19 protein-coding genes are annotated in these 15,609 nt (G+C 61.2%); 14 read left to right on the top strand and 5 right to left on the bottom strand.

Translation table 11 applies throughout. The features are described from left to right. Positions 1-54: 54 nt before the first annotated feature. The 6 genes from WNY61_RS07285 (at position 55) to WNY61_RS07260 (ending at position 5,418) form a co-directional block, all read left to right on the top strand. Complete coding sequence (locus tag WNY61_RS07285) at positions 55-489, top strand: YeeE/YedE family protein (protein WP_067628499.1); 435 nt, start codon at positions 55-57, stop codon at positions 487-489. Between the two features lies 1 nt (position 490). Continuing rightward, positions 491-931: a YeeE/YedE family protein gene (locus tag WNY61_RS07280; RefSeq protein ID WP_342850812.1), complete on the top strand. Its 441-nt coding sequence runs from the start codon at positions 491-493 to the stop codon at positions 929-931. Continuing rightward, on the top strand, positions 931-1,848 hold the full coding sequence (locus WNY61_RS07275) for an MBL fold metallo-hydrolase (protein ID WP_342850811.1): 918 nt from the start codon (positions 931-933) through the stop codon (positions 1,846-1,848). Before WNY61_RS07280 ends, WNY61_RS07275 begins: the two co-directional genes overlap by 1 nt. Positions 1,849-1,904: 56 nt before the next feature. Then, complete coding sequence (gene sulP, locus WNY61_RS07270; protein WP_342850810.1) at positions 1,905-3,626, top strand: sulfate permease; 1,722 nt, start codon at positions 1,905-1,907, stop codon at positions 3,624-3,626. A 61-nt stretch (positions 3,627-3,687) separates the two neighbouring features. Further along, positions 3,688-4,152 (top strand): CreA family protein, encoded by a 465-nt coding sequence (locus WNY61_RS07265; RefSeq protein WP_342850809.1) that lies wholly within the window; start codon positions 3,688-3,690, stop codon positions 4,150-4,152. A gap of 117 nt (positions 4,153-4,269) precedes the next feature. Further along, a complete protein-coding gene (locus WNY61_RS07260) occupies positions 4,270-5,418 on the top strand; it encodes a lytic murein transglycosylase (protein ID WP_342850808.1) in 1,149 nt (382 codons plus the stop codon). A 6-nt stretch (positions 5,419-5,424) separates the two neighbouring features. Here WNY61_RS07260 and WNY61_RS07255 read toward each other — a convergent pair whose 3' ends face one another. Continuing rightward, positions 5,425-6,765, bottom strand: a complete 1,341-nt coding sequence (locus tag WNY61_RS07255) for a FliI/YscN family ATPase (RefSeq protein ID WP_342850807.1) — start codon at positions 6,763-6,765, stop codon at positions 5,425-5,427. Positions 6,766-6,835: 70 nt separating this feature from the next. Between WNY61_RS07255 and flgB the strand changes: the two genes are divergently transcribed. Genes flgB through flhB form a run of 8 tightly spaced genes read left to right on the top strand, consistent with a single transcriptional unit; the run spans position 6,836 to position 13,064 of the window. Next, complete coding sequence (gene flgB, locus WNY61_RS07250) at positions 6,836-7,240, top strand: flagellar basal body rod protein FlgB (RefSeq protein WP_342850806.1); 405 nt, start codon at positions 6,836-6,838, stop codon at positions 7,238-7,240. 9 nt (positions 7,241-7,249) lie between these two features. After that, complete coding sequence (gene flgC, locus WNY61_RS07245) at positions 7,250-7,660, top strand: flagellar basal body rod protein FlgC (RefSeq protein ID WP_342850805.1); 411 nt, start codon at positions 7,250-7,252, stop codon at positions 7,658-7,660. A 7-nt stretch (positions 7,661-7,667) separates the two neighbouring features. Continuing rightward, complete coding sequence (locus WNY61_RS07240; RefSeq protein WP_007117617.1) at positions 7,668-8,000, top strand: flagellar hook-basal body complex protein FliE; 333 nt, start codon at positions 7,668-7,670, stop codon at positions 7,998-8,000. 3 nt (positions 8,001-8,003) lie between these two features. After that, entirely contained in the window at positions 8,004-8,273 is a 270-nt protein-coding gene (gene fliQ / locus WNY61_RS07235) for a flagellar biosynthesis protein FliQ (protein ID WP_342850804.1), read from the top strand. Beyond that, positions 8,270-9,103: a lytic transglycosylase domain-containing protein gene (locus WNY61_RS07230; RefSeq protein WP_342850803.1), complete on the top strand. Its 834-nt coding sequence runs from the start codon at positions 8,270-8,272 to the stop codon at positions 9,101-9,103. The genes fliQ and WNY61_RS07230 overlap by 4 nt, the downstream gene beginning before the upstream one ends. Further along, a complete protein-coding gene (flhA, locus tag WNY61_RS07225; RefSeq protein WP_342850802.1) occupies positions 9,100-11,184 on the top strand; it encodes a flagellar biosynthesis protein FlhA in 2,085 nt (694 codons plus the stop codon). Before WNY61_RS07230 ends, flhA begins: the two co-directional genes overlap by 4 nt. Before the next feature lie 2 nt (positions 11,185-11,186). After that, a complete protein-coding gene (locus tag WNY61_RS07220; protein ID WP_342850801.1) occupies positions 11,187-11,942 on the top strand; it encodes a flagellar biosynthetic protein FliR in 756 nt (251 codons plus the stop codon). 3 nt (positions 11,943-11,945) lie between these two features. Then, the gene (flhB, locus tag WNY61_RS07215) at positions 11,946-13,064 is read left to right on the top strand and encodes a flagellar biosynthesis protein FlhB (RefSeq protein WP_342850800.1); all 1,119 of its coding nucleotides are present in this window, start codon (positions 11,946-11,948) and stop codon (positions 13,062-13,064) included. Positions 13,065-13,076: 12 nt separating this feature from the next. Here the strand turns inward: flhB and WNY61_RS07210 are convergent, their stop codons facing one another. From WNY61_RS07210 to WNY61_RS07195, 4 genes are read right to left on the bottom strand one after another with little or no spacing between them, the layout of a single operon-like run. Beyond that, positions 13,077-13,706: a hypothetical protein gene (locus tag WNY61_RS07210; RefSeq protein ID WP_342850799.1), complete on the bottom strand. Its 630-nt coding sequence runs from the start codon at positions 13,704-13,706 to the stop codon at positions 13,077-13,079. Next, positions 13,703-14,107 carry a flagellar motor switch protein gene (locus WNY61_RS07205; protein ID WP_342850798.1) on the bottom strand — a complete coding sequence of 135 codons (405 nt, stop codon included), beginning with the start codon at positions 14,105-14,107 and terminating at the stop codon, positions 13,703-13,705. The genes WNY61_RS07210 and WNY61_RS07205 overlap by 4 nt, the downstream gene beginning before the upstream one ends. Further along, positions 14,088-15,035 carry a FliM/FliN family flagellar motor switch protein gene (locus WNY61_RS07200; RefSeq protein WP_342850797.1) on the bottom strand — a complete coding sequence of 316 codons (948 nt, stop codon included), beginning with the start codon at positions 15,033-15,035 and terminating at the stop codon, positions 14,088-14,090. Before WNY61_RS07200 ends, WNY61_RS07205 begins: the two co-directional genes overlap by 20 nt. Then, positions 15,032-15,565 (bottom strand): flagellar basal body-associated FliL family protein, encoded by a 534-nt coding sequence (locus tag WNY61_RS07195; protein WP_342850796.1) that lies wholly within the window; start codon positions 15,563-15,565, stop codon positions 15,032-15,034. Before WNY61_RS07195 ends, WNY61_RS07200 begins: the two co-directional genes overlap by 4 nt. Positions 15,566-15,609: the final 44 nt, after the last annotated feature.

The raw sequence follows: 15,609 nt of genomic DNA, 5'->3' as shown, positions 1-15,609 counted from the left end.
AATAGCAGTCTGAGACAAGCCAGCCGCCAAGGCGGGCGCGTAAGGAGTTGAGAGATGGAAACCGAATTCACACCTTGGCTGTCGCTGGGCGGCGGCGCGCTGATCGGAGCCTCGGCGGTACTGCTGATGGCAACGAACGGCCGTATCGCGGGCATCAGCGGGCTGACCTCACGGCTTTTCGCGCGCAGCAGTGACGGCGAAGCGCGGGGCGTTTCGTTCTTTTTCGTGCTGGGGCTTTTGCTTGCGGCGCCCCTTTGGTTGATTGTCTCGGGCGGCTGGCCGCAACAATGGGTGCCGTCGAACCCGCTTTTGATGGCTCTGGCCGGGCTGTTGGTCGGTTTTGGCGCGACCTATGGCAATGGCTGCACCTCGGGCCATGGGGTCTGTGGGATCAGCCGTGGCTCGGCGCGGTCGATCGTGGCGACGGTGACCTTCATGGCAACGGCTTTCGTGACCGTATTCGTCATGCGGCATGTGTTGGGGGCGTGATATGAAACAGATATTCGCGCTACTCTCCGGCCTCGTCTTTGGCACCGGCCTTATCGTCTCTGGCATGGCGGACCCCGCCAAAGTGCTGAACTTTCTTGATGTCTTTGGCACATGGGACCCCAGCCTCGCCTTTGTCATGGGCGGTGCCATCGCCGTGACCGCACCGGGCTTTGCATTGCTGTTCCGCAGCCGTCAGACCCCCTATTTCGACAACACATTCCGCGTTCCCACCCGTAATGATCTTGAGCCGAAGCTGCTGACCGGTGCTGCGATCTTTGGCGTCGGCTGGGGCTTGGGCGGCTTTTGCCCCGGCCCTGCGTTGACCGCCCTGCCCTTGGCGGCCAGTGGCACGTTGATCTTTGTCCCCTTCATGCTGGGCGGCATGTGGATCGCCCGCCACACCCCTGATTTGACTCTGAAAACTAAAGAAGGAACTGCCTGATGAGCGACCCTCTTAACTCCCCCATTGTGCGCCATTCCCCCTCAACCGGTGCAGGCAGCCCCGATGTCTGGGGCATTTATGAGCCCGACACAGGCTCGATCCAATACATCTGCGCCGATCCGGCGACCAAAAAGGCCGCGCTGATCGACGTGGTCTGGAACTTTGACCCGAAGAACTACAAGTTCAGCACCGAAAGCATGGATCAGGTCTTGGATCTTGTGAAAGAGCACGGTCTGAGCGTGGAATGGGTGCTTGATACGCATCCCCATGCCGACCACGTCATGGCCTCCGCCCACCTGAAAGAACGGACCGGCGCGCCCAATGCCATCGGTGCGCTGGTGCCTGAGATCGCTAAGATTTGGGCGGATCTTTATAATTTGCCAAAGGCTTTTGACCCCGACCGCGATTTTGATCATCTGTTTGAAGAGGGGGAGACGTTTAAGATTGGTGAATTGGACGCCAAGGTGATGCTGTCGCCCGGCCATACGCTGGGGTCGATCACCTACGTCTGCGGCGATGCGGCCTTCGTGCATGACACATTGATGCAGCCCGATGCAGGCACCTCGCGGTCGGATTTTCCGGGGGGCAAAACGGCAGAGCTTTGGGACTCGATCCAAGACATCCTAGCCCTGCCCGGCGACACACGGCTTTACATCGGCCATGACTACGGCACCGATGAGCGCAAGGAGCCGACGTGGGAAGCCACGGTGGATGAGCACAAGACCAAGAACATCCACGTTAAGGACGGCACAAAGCGCGAGGACTATATCGAGCGCCGCCAGAAGCGAGACGCAACCCTATCGCTGCCGAACCGCATCCTTGCCGCCTTGCAGATCAACCTGCGTGGCGGGCGGCTGCCCCCGGCAGAGGATGACGGCAATCACTACCTGAAACTGCCGGTGAACCGCTTCGACTAAACCAGACCGGGCGGCCCTTCGGGGCGGCCCCCCTCCCCCTTGACGGATAGCCCAACATGACCCTGCCGCCGCTTGCGCAATATCTGCCGATCCTCGACTGGGGGCGGCGCTATGACCGTGGCCAGTTCACCGGAGATATGGTGGCGGCGGTGATCGTCACCATCATGTTGATCCCGCAATCGCTGGCCTATGCGCTGCTTGCGGGGATGCCGCCTGAGGCGGGTATCTATGCTTCTATCGCGCCGATTGTGCTTTATGCGATTTTCGGCACCAGCCGGGCGCTGGCAGTGGGGCCAGTGGCGGTGGTGTCGCTGATGACGGCGGCGGCGGTGGGCAACATCGCCGAAGCTGGCACGGCGGGCTATGTCACGGCGGCGCTGACGCTGGCGTTTCTGTCGGGCGCGATACTGCTGGCGCTTGGGCTGTTTCGGCTGGGGTTTTTGGCGAATTTCCTGTCTCACCCTGTGATCGCGGGGTTCATCACCGCCTCGGGCATTCTGATCGCCGCCAGCCAGTTGCGCCATATTCTGGGGGTCGAAGGCGAAGGCCATACGCTGGTCGAAATCCTCGCCAGTCTTTGGGCGCATCTGGGGGAGGTGAACCCGATCACCCTGCTGCTCGGCGTAACCACGACAGCGTTTCTATTCTGGGTCCGGGGCGGGCTGAAGCCCTTGCTCTTGCGTATCGGGCTGGGGCCGCGCATGGCTGATATCGGGGCAAAAACGGGCCCGGTTCTGGCGATCGTCGGCACCACACTGGCGGTTTGGGCCTTTGATCTGGGCAGCCGCGGCGTGGCCATCGTGGGCGAGGTGCCCCAAAGTCTGCCGCCGCTCACCCTGCCTTCCTTCTCGCCGGACCTACTGTCCCAGCTTTTCATCCCCGCGCTGCTGATTTCGATCATCGGCTTTGTAGAGAGCATCAGCGTGGCGCAGACATTGGCCGCCAAGAAACGCCAGCGCATCGATCCGGATCAAGAACTCATCGGTCTGGGCAGTGCGAACCTCGGGGCCGCCTTCACCGGGGGTTTCCCGGTCACCGGGGGCTTCTCCCGCTCTGTGGTGAACTTCGACGCGGGGGCCGAGACGCCCGCCGCGGGCGCCTTCACCGCCGTAGGGCTGGCGCTCGCGGCGCTGTTTCTCACGCCGCTGATTTTCTTCCTGCCCAAGGCGACGCTCGCCGCCACGATCATCGTCGCGGTGCTGAGCCTCGTCGATTTCTCGATCCTCAAACGCGCTTGGGCCTTTAGCCACGCCGATTTTGCGGCCGTGAGCGTGACGATCCTGATGACGTTGATCTTCGGTGTCGAAGCGGGGGTGAGCGCCGGGGTCATCACCTCAATCCTTGTACACCTTTATAAGACCTCGCGCCCGCATATGGCCGTGGTGGGCCGCGTGCCGGGCACTGAACATTTCCGCAATGTGCTGCGCCATGAGGTTGAGACCCAACCGCATGTGCTGTCGCTGCGGGTGGATGAGAGCCTCTACTTCCCCAACGCGCGCTACCTAGAGGACCAGCTTGCACGCTATGCCGCCGAGAAGCCCGAGCTGACGGATGTGGTCCTGATGTTTCCGGCAGTGAATGAGATCGACCTTTCGGCACTGGAGTCGCTTGAGGCGATCAACACACGGCTACGAGATGCCGATATCCGGCTGCACCTCAGCGAGGTGAAAGGCCCGGTGATGGACCGTCTTCAGCGCAGCCATTTCTTGGATGAGCTGACGGGCGAAGTGTTTCTCAGCCAGCATGAAGCCGTTTGCGCCTTGGCAGAACGGCACTAAAGACAATCGACAATTCGAAGCCCCCAAGGGAACCGCCCGGCCCGTCGCGCGTTTGCCTGCCATGAACAAGATTTTCGCGCGCGCCGCCGCCCTCTCCGCTTGGCTTTTCGCCACTGCTGCCTCTGCCGAACAGGTGGGGAATGTCGACGTGGACTGGCTCGGCAATGACATCATCGTCGAAGCGGTGGCCGACCCCAAGGTCAAGGGCGTGACCTGCCATCTGGCCTATTTCGAGCGCGGTTTGATTGACCGCCTGCAAAAGGGCAACTGGTTTGAGGACCCGTCGAACTCCTCCATCTCTTGCCGTCAGACCGGCCCGATTGAAGTGGGTGATATCGAGATGGATGATGAAGGCGAGAATGTCTTCAGCGAACGCCGCTCGATCATCTTTAAAACCCTGCGGGTGAAGCGTATTTTCGACAAAGAGAACAACACACTGATCTACATCAGCCACAGCCAGCAGGTGCAGGACGGATCGGCCAAGATGTCGATGTCGACCGTGCCGCTCTACCGGCCCGGACAATAAGCCCAAGGGCCAGGGATTCCTCGGCAAAGCCTTGCCATCATAGCAATCCCGACTTGTCGGGCGACCTGCCTGCGATATGCTGCGCAAAACGCAACAATGCAGCGACAGGCAGGTTTCATGAGACATTCACGCAGAACATTCGCATTCGGCCTCGCCGCACTGGGGCTAACATCGGCCTGCTCGAACGGCGGCGGCGCGCTCGGCCCCGCTGCGGCGGCAGGGATGCCGGACGATCTGCGGCCCGTGGCCAATGCAGGATACGATGCTTGGGTCGCGTCGTTTAAGGGCCGTGCCTCGGCGCAAGGGATTTCTGCCAGTACATTGGCCCAAGGTTTCAGCGGCGCGGGCTACCTGCCGGGTGTGGTGAAACGGGACCGCAACCAAACGGAATTCAGCCGCAGCTTGGAAGATTACCTCGCCATCGCGGCCTCGGACGAACGCATTTCCAAAGGCCGTGCCGCTTTCGCACGGCACCGCAGCACGCTCAGCGCGATTGAGAACCGCTACGGCGTCGCCGCCGAGATCGTCGCGGCGGTCTGGGGGCTTGAGAGCTTCTTTGGCGAACGGCGCGGCAATGTGCCTGTGGTCTCCGCCACCTCAACACTGGCCTATGACGGGCGGCGCGGCGCATTCTTTGAAAAGCAACTGATCGCGGCGCTGAAAATCTTGCAAAACGGCGACATCAGCGCGGACCGCCTTACCGGGTCTTGGGCAGGCGCGATGGGGCATACACAGTTCATTCCCACGTCCTATCAAGCCTTTGCCGTGGATTTCACCGGCGACGGGCGACGCGACATCTGGTCGGAAGACCCCAGCGATGCGCTGGCGTCGACCGCCGCCTATCTGTCGCGTAATGGTTGGACGCGCGGTGTTAAATGGGGTGGTGAATTGGGCAGCATCCCCGCCAGCGCCGGATCGGTGATCCAGCCGCAGGCAGGCGGCCCGCAGTTTGTCGTGACCAGCAATTTCCGGGCGCTGAAGCGCTACAACAACTCCGACAGCTACGCGATTGGCGTAGGCCATCTGGCCGACCGCATCGCCGGGGGCGGGCCGCTGCGCGGCAGCTTCCCACCCGATGCCAATGGGTTGACCAAAGACGACCGTATGGCGCTGCAACAGCGGCTGACCGCGCGGGGGTTTGACACCGATGGCACCGATGGGGTGATCGGGCCAAACAGCCGCAAAGCGATCAGCGCCTATCAGGCCAGCGTGGGCCTGCCTGCGACGGGCGAGCCTTCGGTCAAGCTGCTGCGCCGCCTGCAATAGGCGGGCCTAACCGGGGCTGATCCCGGCACGGTCGAGCATCCCTGCCACCTCGGCGAACGAGGACTGCGGCGGGGTATGCTCGGCCTTACGCTGGCTGAGGAAGGCCTCGCAAGGTCCGGCAAAGGCGATGGCGCGGTCCAATTCGGGGTTGCTGCCACTGCGATAAGCGCCGATGCGGATCAATTCCTCCATATCGGCATGGGCCGCCAGCGCCTTATGAGCGGCAGTCAGCAGCGTATACTCCACATCACTGTGGCAATCCGGCAACGTCCGCGAGACGCTGGCCAGCAGGTCAATCGCCGGGTAGCGGCCCTTTTCGGCAATCTTGCGGTCGAGCACGATATGCCCGTCCGTGATGCCGCGCACGGCGTCGGCGATGGGGTCGTTCATATCGTCACCATCTACTAGAACGGTGAAAATCGCGGTGATATCGCCCTTGCCCACCGGCCCCGGCCCGGCACGTTCGAGCATCTGCGGAAGCTCTGAAAACACCGTCGGCGGATAGCCCTTGGCGGTGGGGGGTTCGCGTGACGCGAGGCCGATTTCGCGCTGCGCCATGGCAAAACGGGTCACGCTGTCCATCAGCAGTAACACATGCTGGCCCTGATCGCGGAAATGCTCGGCCACGGCCATAGCCGTCCACGCCGCCTGGCGGCGGGTGAGCGGCGGCTCATCTCCGGTGGCGACCACCAGCACCGCCTTCTCCATTCCCTCGGGGCCAAGGTCGGATGAAATGAAATCCTGCACCTCGCGGCCCCGCTCGCCGACCAACGCCATGACCACCACATCACACTCTGTATAGCGTGCCAGCATGGCCATAAGCGTCGATTTACCGACACCAGAGCCTGCAAAAATGCCCAAGCGCTGGCCTTGGCAAAGCGGGGTGAACACATCGAGCGCGCGCACATGGGTTGCCAGTTTCGGGCCGATGCGTTTGCGGTCGAACGCACCCGGAGGGGGCGCGCGCAGCGGGCGCGGTTGGTTGCCTTCAGGCAGATGTCCCTTCCCGTCGAGCGGTGCGGCAGAGGCACTGATCACCCGCCCCTTCCAGCTTTCATCCGGGCGGATCACATCGCGGCCAATCGCGACCTCAACCCGATCACCCGCTGCGACCCCGCGCCACGAACCGAAGGGGAGCAATTCTGTGCCATGCGTGCCTAAGCCTACGACCTCTGCATGGACCGGCCCGTCAGAGCCATGCACGATGCAGCGCTCACCGATGCCCAGCACCCGCTCCAGCCCCACGGCAGTCAGGGTAATGCCGGTGATCGCCCGCACTTCGCCGGTGATCTCGGCCTCGCCCGCCTCGCGGGCAAAGCTTGTCAGCTCGGAAAAGAGTGTCTGCATGGATAAATTTCCTCTAGGAGAGTAGGCTATTATTTACTATACAAGGATTAAACAGGCTATAGGCAAAAAAATGAACTTGTCTAATCTTTCTATTCTTGGGCTCGCTTCGGACCGGATGCAGTGGCTTTCGGCCCGGCAAAAGGTTGTGTCTGAAAACGTGGCCAACGCATCGACGCCGAACTTTAAGGCGCGTGACGTGTCGTCCTTCGCCTCAATGCTGAGCGTAGAGCTTTCGCGCGATAATGGGTTAGTAACAACCCATGACAAGCATTTCACCGGCGTGGCCCAAGGCACACCCGGCGTTCGCGAGGTGACGGATCGCAGCGCCCTCGGCACAACGCTGGACGGCAATACCGTCAACCTAGAAGAACAGGCCGTGAAGGCCGCCGAGATCGACGATCATTACAGGTTGGCCGCACAGCTTTATCGCAAGAGCTATGACATGCTCACCATGGCCGTCACCGGGAACAGGTAAGGAAAACGCATGGATCCGCTTCAGTCTATCGCCAAAATTGCCGCCAGCGGGATGACCGCGCAGACCGCGCGTCTGCGGGTGATTTCGGAAAACGTAGCCAACGCCGATTCAACGGGGACCACGCCCGGCGCTGATCCTTTCCGCCGCAAGACCATCAGCTTTTCCGAGTTGATTGACCGTAACGGGGGCGGATCACTGGTTGAGGTTGACCGTATTGGGCGTGATCAATCGCCCTTCCGGCGCGACTATGATCCAGCGCATCCGGCAGCGGATGACACTGGCTATGTCAATCGCCCGAATGTCGATCCGATCATTGAGATGGCCAACATGCGCGAAGCATCGCGGAATTATGAGGCAAACATGAACATGTTCGAGTCCGGCCGCCGGATGCGCAGCCAAATGCTCGACCTGCTGAAGTGAGGCTGACATGAGCGATCCTGCGTCCCTGATCTCTACCGCCGCCGTCCGGGGTGCCTACCGCACCTCGCAATCGCTGACGGGCCAAAAGGGCGAAGGCATCGCCGAAGAAGCCGGCGCCAGCGCCAATAGTTTCACCAATCTGGTGCAGCAGGCCTCGGAAAGCGCGCTGGAAACGGTGCGCGGGGGCGAGGCCGTGGCCCAAGCCGGGCTGCGCGGTGAGGCGGATACACAACAGGTGGTCGAGGCGATGCTCGCGATGGAAAGCACCGTGAAAGTGGCCGTGTCGGTGCGCGACCGCTTTGTCGAAGCCTATCAGGAAATCCTGCGGATGCCGATCTAGGCCATGACCGAAACCCAGACCTATGACATCATCTCTGACACCGTCTGGGCAGTGCTTTTGGCCTCTGGTCCGGTGCTGGGGGTGGCATTGGGCATTGGTTTGGTGATCGCGTTTTTCCAAGCACTCACGCAAATTCAAGAAATGACGCTGACCTTCGTGCCCAAGATCGTGATGATCTTTCTCACCCTGCTGGTCGCGACGCCGTTTATGTATGCCACGCTAAAGAACCTGTCGGACACGGTCTTTGACCTTGTGCAGAGCGGTGGGCTGTGAGGGTGTTTTGGCATATCGCCCGCGCGGCGCTGGTTGGGGTGGTCTTTAGCACCCCTGTCCTCGCACAGGGCTGGGGGTCATTTTATGAGCCATCGCAGAAAAATGCGGTAACCTCGACGGCACGCACGCTGGCCGCTAAGGGCGGGCCCGAAGGCGTCTGCATCCGCGAAATCCTCGCAGCACAGACGCGGCATGGCATTCCTGACAATTTACTGCTGGCCATCGGCCTGCAAGAAGCAGGCACAAGGCGCAACGGACATTTCACGGTCTGGCCCTATGCGGTGAACGCGGCAGGCGAAGGGCGGCTGTTTGACAACCGCAACGCAGCACTTGATTGGGTGGCCGAACGGCAGGCGAGCGGCATCCGCTCTATCGACGTGGGCTGTATGCAGATCAACATGCGCTGGCACCCCGATGCCTTTGCCAGCGTGAGCGAAGGTTTTGATCCGCGGGTGAATGTCGATTACGCCGCGCGTTTCCTCAAGCGGTTGCACCGGCGCACGGGCAGTTGGATGCAGGCCGCCGGATCCTATCATTCGTTCGAACCAGAATACCGCGACGTTTACCTCGACCGACTGCAAAAGAACATCTCCGCCGCCAATGCGCGGCTGCCGGAGTTTCAGGCGCTGGCCAGTGCCAGCCCTGTTGCCGTGCGTCCACGGAAACCTGCGGCGAAATCCTCCGGCAGCTACGACAGGTTGGCGGCCAAGGCCACTTGGGGCGCGCAGATCGGCGGGGCGGAAAATGCCCGCCGTTCGCTTTACTCCGCGCATGAAATGCAGCCCGTCTTGCCGCAATTCACCACCGTCAAAGCGGAGAATGCGGGATGAGCACGAAACCAAACTCCATGATGCCGCAATGGCGCATGTTTGGCGCCAATAAGGACGTCAGCTTTGCCGTGGGCATGTCGCTGGTGCTGGCGGTTCTGTTCCTGCCGCTGCCGCCGATCTTGCTGGACTTTGGGCTGGCGCTGTCGCTGTCGCTCAGCGTGCTGATCTTCATGGTCGCGCTGTGGATCCCTTCGCCGTTGCAGTTCAACTCTTTCCCAACGCTGTTGCTGGTCACCACCATGCTGCGCCTGTCGCTGAACGTGGCTTCAACGCGGCTGATCCTCAGCGAAGGCCATGCCGGCCTGCACGCCGCGGGCGATGTGATCCAGGGCTTCTCCAAGTTCATCGTGGCAGGCAATTTCGTCATCGGCGTGGTGATCTTTGCCATTCTCGTCATTATTAACTTTGTCGTTATTACAAAGGGTTCGACCCGTATCGCCGAAGTTGCCGCGCGTTTCTCTCTGGATGCGATGCCGGGCAAACAGATGGCGATCGATGCTGACATGGGTGCTGGGCTAATCGACGAAGACGAGGCCCGCCGCCGCCGTAAGGAACTGGAAGACGAAAGCGCGTTTTTCGGTGCCATGGATGGTGCCTCGAAATTCGTGCGCGGCGATGCGGTGGCGGGGCTTATCATCACGCTGATCAACGTGGTCGGCGGCATTCTGATCGGTGTCGTGCAGCGCGGCATGGGCGTGGGCGATGCCTTTAACGTCTTTACCTCGCTGACCATTGGCGACGGGCTGGTCAGCCAGATTCCGGCGCTGGTCGTGTCGCTGGCCGCGGGTCTGATCGTGACCAAGGGCGGCACGCGTGGCGCGGCGAACGAAGCGGTCTTTGACCAGCTGTCGAACTTTCCTAAGGCGCTTTATATGGCAGCGATCCTATTGTTCGGCATCGGCCTTCTGCCGGGTTTTCCGCTGCTGGTCTTTGCGCTGCTGGCCGCTGCCATGGTGGGCTTGGGCGTGGTGATCCAACGCGGCGCAGCAGAGGCGGCAGACGCCAAGGCGCAGGCCGACGCGGAGGCGCAGAAAAAGCAGGACATGCCGGAGGTCGACAGCAACCCCATGCACCTCGACGAGTTGCGGCTGGTACTGGGTGAAGGGCTGGTGGCATTGGCCAACCGTCCCGACGCGGTGCTGCCGAGCAAGATCAAATCGCTGCGCAAGCATTTCGCCGAAGAGTTCGGTTTCCCCATGCCGTCGGTGCGGATCAAGGATGACGTGAGCTTGCCGATTAACAGCTACTCGTTCCAGATTCACGGTGTCGATGTCGCCAAGGGCGACATCCGCGCCAATCAGATGATGGTGATCAATCCCGAGGGCGCGCCGCTGCAACTGCCGGGTGAGGCCACGCGTGAACCCACCTTCGGACTGGACGCGCTTTGGGTCGACAGCAAGGTCGCCGATCAGGCCGAGGCGCAGGGCTATACGGTCGTCGATCCCGAAAGTGTCATCACCACGCATCTGACCGAAGTGGTGAAAGAGAACATGTCCGAACTGCTCACCTATGGCTCGGCGAAAGAGGCCATCGAGGGGCTGGACCGGAATTACCAAAAGCTGGTCAACGACCTGCCCGTCCCCTCCCCCGCCATTCTGGTGCAGCAGGTCTTGCAGGAACTGCTGCTAGAGCGCGTCTCAATCCGCAACCTGCCGCTGATTGTTGAGGCGATGGCCGAAGCCACGCGCCAAACGAGCAAGCCCGCGCTGGTGCTAGAAAACGTGCGCCGTCGTCTGTCGAGCCAGATTTGCCAAGGTCTGTCCGATGGGCAGGGATTTGTGCCCGTCATCACCCTGTCGCCGTCATGGGAGGCCGAGTTCATTGACGCGGTCAAAATGGTCGGCGATGACCGGACATTCGTCATGTCGCCCAAACGGGTGCAGGAATTTGTGCTGCAAGCCCGCCAGCAAATTCAACGCTTCGCCTCTGAAGACAGCTGGCCCGCGCTGATGGTCAACCCCGAGGCGCGGTCTTATGTGCGCTCCATGCTAGAGCGGGTTAGCCCGATGACGCCGGTGATCTCTAACGCCGAAATTCATCGCAAAGTATCCCTGCGGACCGTCGCCACCATCGGGGGCTAGGGATGGACCTGTCCGCCCTCCTAACCGACGCGCTGATGGGATATTTCGTCGTCTTCGCCCGCATTGGCAGCGCGTTGTTGTTCATGCCGGGCTTTGCTGAAACCTCTGTCCCGACCCGGCATCGGCTGTTCTTTGGTCTGATCCTGAGTGCCGCGCTCTATCCCGTGACCGGACTTGGCCCGGTGGCCGAAGACCGCCCCGGTGCCTTGCTGTTGATCTTCGGATCCGAGATCACTGTCGGCCTCTGGATCGGGCTTGTGGCGCGCACGCTGCTCTCGGCGCTGCAATTTGCGGGCTATCAGATGGCGCTGATGTCGGGGCTGGCGAATGCCTTGGCACCGAACATTGGCGCGTTCGAGGGGGCGACCTCCATGGCGGCGATGTTGCTGATCGGGGCGACCGCATTGATCTTTGTCACAGACCTGCATCACCTGATTATCGAGTCGTTGCTGATGTCTTATCAGGTTTTCATCCCCGGCACTTTCATGCTGGCGGATCTGACCGATCAGTTTGCCCGCGCCACGCAAGTCAGCCTCTACCTTGGTCTGTCGATCGCCGCCCCTTTTTATGTGGCGGGGCTGGTGCTGAACGTCGGGATGGGGCTGGCCAACCGCATGATGGCGAGCCTTCAGGTCTTCTTTATCGCCCAGCCGTTGCTGATTGCCGCCGGGCTGGCCTTGATGGTTCTGGCGGTTCCGACCATGATGCGCGGGTTTCTTGAGCCATTCGCGGAGTGGCTTACCACCTACGAGTTCTAGGCCATGTCGGACGAAGACAAGAGCAGTAAGACCGAAGAGCCGACGGAGAAAAAGCTCCGCGACGCGCGCAAGAAAGGCGACGTGCCCCAATCGCGTGAGACAGGCACGGCGATGCTGGTTTTCGCGCTGCTGATGATCCTTGTTTTCGTGCTGCCAAGTTCGGTCGGTGGCATTGTCGAGGCGCTGCAAGGCCCACTGCTTGAGGCGGGTGTCACCGCCATCGGCACCGGTGGCACAGGTTTGGTTGAGGCTGGCAGTGTGCTAAAATCGCTGGGCTTTACGCTGGGGCTGGCAATGATGCCGGTGGTCGGGATCATGGTGCTGGCGGCGCTTTTTGGCGTGCTGATCCAAGGGGAGACTGTAGTCTCAGCCGAGCGCATCAAGCCGAAAATATCGAAACTGAACCCACTGTCGGGGTTCAAGCGGCTCTTCTCAGCTGAGGCCTTTGTCGAGTTTGCCAAGAACACCGTCAAGGTGCTGGTCATCGGCTTTATCACCGTCTGGGCCGTGCGCGACATCGCGCAATCATTGGGCCAGACCCAAGCCTTTGTGCCCGAAACCCTGCTGGCCGCCACGCTGCAAAAAGTGCGCTGGATCTTCCTTGTGACAGCCACTTTCCTTGTGCCCATCGCTATTGCCGACATCATCTGGAAGCGCGCGCAGTGGAAGAAGAAACAGATGATGAGCCTTAAGGAAATCCGCGACGAGCATAAAGACAGCGAGGGCGATCCACAGATCAAGGGACGCCGCGCCGAATTGCGCCGCGCCCGCGCGCGCCAGCGCATCGCGCAGGCGATCCCGGGCGCCAGCGTGGTCCTGACCAACCCGACCCATTACGCCGTGGCGTTGAAATATGAACAGGGTGTCGATGACGTGCCCGTCTGCGTGGCCAAGGGTGCCGATGTGATGGCGCAGCGCATCCGCGAACTGGCCAAGGAACACGACATCCCAATGATAGAAAACCGCCCGCTGGCCCGTGCTTTGCATGCGGCGGTTGAGGTGGATGATCGCATCCCGATGGAACATTGGCAGGCAGTGGCCGAGATCATCGGCTTTGTCATGGACCTGCGCCGCAACGTACGCCGCAAGCCGCCTGCGGGATCGTCCATTCGCGAGGAGTGACCCCCGCCCCGCTTAGCGCAGGCGCAGCCCTTCTAGGTTACGGTCGGCGGGAAGTTTGGATTGCTCCAGCAAGATCTTGGTGATTAGACGCGCACGCACAAGGCTGAAGGAGCCCATGATCTGCGCGGCGTCCCGCTCTGGCATGGCACCGATCACCTGCACGGCGGTTTCCACGTCGATTTCATCCATGATGCCAGCAGCCACCTGCGGCTTCATGTTGCGGTAAAGCTCGACCAATTTTGTCATGTCTTGGTTGTTGGCTTCTTCGATCACCTTCAACTGCGCGCCGATCTCATCGCGCAGGCTGGCGAGCCGGGTTTGCTCGGCCTTGAGGCTCTGCTCGGCCAGCGCCAGCTTGGCTTCGCGGTCAGCGATTGTGTCGCGTTGATCTTTGAGCAGCGCGCGTTCCTCGGCGATGGCTTCGGCGATCAGATGGCTTGGTTCGCACATGCCGCTTTCACCCGGCGCGCTGGCGTCATAGCTAGGCGGCGCGGGCGCTGCGGCAAGTTCCACCGGGACCGGGGGCGTCTCACCAGGCGTCTCAGCAATGGCCATCATCGGCATAAACTCAACCGTGAGCTTGAGCACGCCAGCGACGCCGAGGCCCAAAAGCGCAATCTTCGGCAGGGAGAAACGGCTCATTCCTTACGCTCCTTGGTGATGTCGAAAAAGGTGCGGACCAGTTCAGATTTACCATGTACCGCCGCCTGCCCGCGCACTTGGCTGCGCCCTTTAAGGCGTGCGGCGCGCATTTGTGCCGGGCTTTGACCCGCTGAGGCAGCAGGCTCTGCCGCTGTTTGACGGGCGGGCGGCGCTTCGCGCTGAAGTGGCGGCTCTGCGCGCTGCGTCTTGGCGCTGAGGTCGCGCAGGTCCTCGACCGATTTTGCGGACTGATCGACTGCATTGGAAAAGGCACCGACCATCGGCTCCATTTCCTTCAGGGTCGCCATTAAAGTGCGCACCCGGCGATCAAGGACAAAGGCGTAAACCAGCGTGCCGATGAGCAGCACGATAATGATGATATCAATCAAGGCCGTCATCATCGTCGCTCTCCTCCTTCGTCTCTTTGGGCAGCAGGGATTGGATCACCCGTAGCGCCAACGCGCCGTTGCTGCGTTGACCAAAGGCCGCTTGGAACATTGGCTGGGCATTGACCATACCGACCACGGGCGTGTCTACCGTCATGCCCAGATCGATCACTTGGCCGGTTTTCCATTCCAGCACTTCATGCAGCGGGATCGTCACCTCTTGCAAGACACCAGTGATGGTCACCGTGGTGCTGGAAATCTGGTTGTTCATATCCTTGCGCGCGTTGCTGTCGGTGGGCGAGCGCCCGCCAAGGAACGGCTGCGCCAATTGCGCGCTGACCTCATCCAGCGTGCCGTAGGGCAGCACCAGCGCCATATGACCACTGCGGTCTTCGAATTGCATGTGCATACGCACCAGCACCGTCGCGGTGCGCGGAGCGGCCAACATGACCGACCGGGGGTTAGATTCCAGCGATTGAATATCGAATTGCACCGGGCTGACATCCTGCAAACACTGCGCCAAACCCTTGAGCGACAGTTCCGCCAACCTGCGGCCCAGTTTCTGCTCAATCGCGGTTAACCCACGCGGTTTCCATTCTTGGGTCGTGGCGCGACGTCCGCCCAGCATGATCTCTAACACCGAAAACAGCAGGTCCGGCTCAACCACACAGGCAATCTGACTGCCCCAGCCTTCCGCATTGGCGATGGCGATGAGCGAGGGCGACTGGATGCTCTCCATCGCATCCTCATAGGGCATATATTCCAGCGAGGTCAGTTCGATCTCAGGCGCGATCGTACAATAGGATTTGAGGTCGGGCACCAGCGCCAGCAGCAGACGATCGATGATGATCTCAAGCGTGGGCAGGCGCTGAAAGCTTTCGCGCGCCTGACGGATCATCGTCTCTTCGAGGCTTAGCGCATCGGAGGAATCCGCTGTCGTCATTGCACCACCATATCGGCAATCAGTATTTCATGCGGCGCGTCGGTGTGCCCCACCGCCCGCGCCCGGCGCAGCAGTTCGGTCTTCAGCATCGCCAACCCATAGCTGCCATTCAGGTCGCTGACATGCAACTGACGCAGGAAGTCTTGGAAACTGTCGCGCAGATAAATTTCACGCGCGACCAAACGGTCGGCCCCTTCGACGGTCTCATCATAGACCATCAGCATGTTGAGCTTGAGAAACCGGCTGGTCTGCCCGCCCTGTGGCCCGGTGTCGGTGACGTTCACGATGATCTCGGGGAACGGCATGACCGGCATTTTAACTTCGGTCTTGGGTTTGTCGCCGTGACCGTCGTCCGCCGCTTCTTCACCATGGGCGTTGTCGGCGGTCTCAACAGTTTCCTCGGCGGCCTCATCCCCACCTAATCCGACCATTTCCAGCAGACCAGAAGGGCCAATAGCCAACGTCACCCCGCCCGCGCCAGCAAGAAGGCAGAGCAGAACAACAGCAAGGATAGCGAGCGGCTTTTTCATTCTTTAACCCTTAGTCGGATCCTGCGCTGAGCGCCATATGCAAG

The organism is Sulfitobacter sp. AS92 (genome assembly GCF_038900015.1).
Classification (GTDB): Bacteria; Pseudomonadota; Alphaproteobacteria; order Rhodobacterales; family Rhodobacteraceae; genus Sulfitobacter.
This window is presented reverse-complemented; position numbering and strand designations above follow the sequence as displayed.

Excerpts from the sequence above, each read along its gene's own strand:
- WNY61_RS07285 (WP_067628499.1), top strand. The coding sequence starts at position 55 with ATGGAAACCGAATTCACACCTTGGCTGTCGCTGGGCGGCGGCGCGCTG.
- WNY61_RS07280 (WP_342850812.1), top strand. The coding sequence starts at position 491 with ATGAAACAGATATTCGCGCTACTCTCCGGCCTCGTCTTTGGCACCGGC.
- WNY61_RS07275 (WP_342850811.1), top strand. The coding sequence starts at position 931 with ATGAGCGACCCTCTTAACTCCCCCATTGTGCGCCATTCCCCCTCAACC.
- sulP (WP_342850810.1), top strand. The coding sequence starts at position 1,905 with ATGACCCTGCCGCCGCTTGCGCAATATCTGCCGATCCTCGACTGGGGG.
- WNY61_RS07265 (WP_342850809.1), top strand. The coding sequence starts at position 3,688 with ATGAACAAGATTTTCGCGCGCGCCGCCGCCCTCTCCGCTTGGCTTTTC.
- WNY61_RS07260 (WP_342850808.1), top strand. The coding sequence starts at position 4,270 with ATGAGACATTCACGCAGAACATTCGCATTCGGCCTCGCCGCACTGGGG.
- WNY61_RS07255 (WP_342850807.1), bottom strand. The coding sequence starts at position 6,765 with ATGCAGACACTCTTTTCCGAGCTGACAAGCTTTGCCCGCGAGGCGGGC.
- flgB (WP_342850806.1), top strand. The coding sequence starts at position 6,836 with ATGAACTTGTCTAATCTTTCTATTCTTGGGCTCGCTTCGGACCGGATG.
- flgC (WP_342850805.1), top strand. The coding sequence starts at position 7,250 with ATGGATCCGCTTCAGTCTATCGCCAAAATTGCCGCCAGCGGGATGACC.
- WNY61_RS07240 (WP_007117617.1), top strand. The coding sequence starts at position 7,668 with ATGAGCGATCCTGCGTCCCTGATCTCTACCGCCGCCGTCCGGGGTGCC.
- fliQ (WP_342850804.1), top strand. The coding sequence starts at position 8,004 with ATGACCGAAACCCAGACCTATGACATCATCTCTGACACCGTCTGGGCA.
- flhA (WP_342850802.1), top strand. The coding sequence starts at position 9,100 with ATGAGCACGAAACCAAACTCCATGATGCCGCAATGGCGCATGTTTGGC.
- WNY61_RS07220 (WP_342850801.1), top strand. The coding sequence starts at position 11,187 with ATGGACCTGTCCGCCCTCCTAACCGACGCGCTGATGGGATATTTCGTC.
- flhB (WP_342850800.1), top strand. The coding sequence starts at position 11,946 with ATGTCGGACGAAGACAAGAGCAGTAAGACCGAAGAGCCGACGGAGAAA.
- WNY61_RS07210 (WP_342850799.1), bottom strand. The coding sequence starts at position 13,706 with ATGAGCCGTTTCTCCCTGCCGAAGATTGCGCTTTTGGGCCTCGGCGTC.
- WNY61_RS07205 (WP_342850798.1), bottom strand. The coding sequence starts at position 14,107 with ATGATGACGGCCTTGATTGATATCATCATTATCGTGCTGCTCATCGGC.
- WNY61_RS07200 (WP_342850797.1), bottom strand. The coding sequence starts at position 15,035 with ATGACGACAGCGGATTCCTCCGATGCGCTAAGCCTCGAAGAGACGATG.
- WNY61_RS07195 (WP_342850796.1), bottom strand. The coding sequence starts at position 15,565 with ATGAAAAAGCCGCTCGCTATCCTTGCTGTTGTTCTGCTCTGCCTTCTT.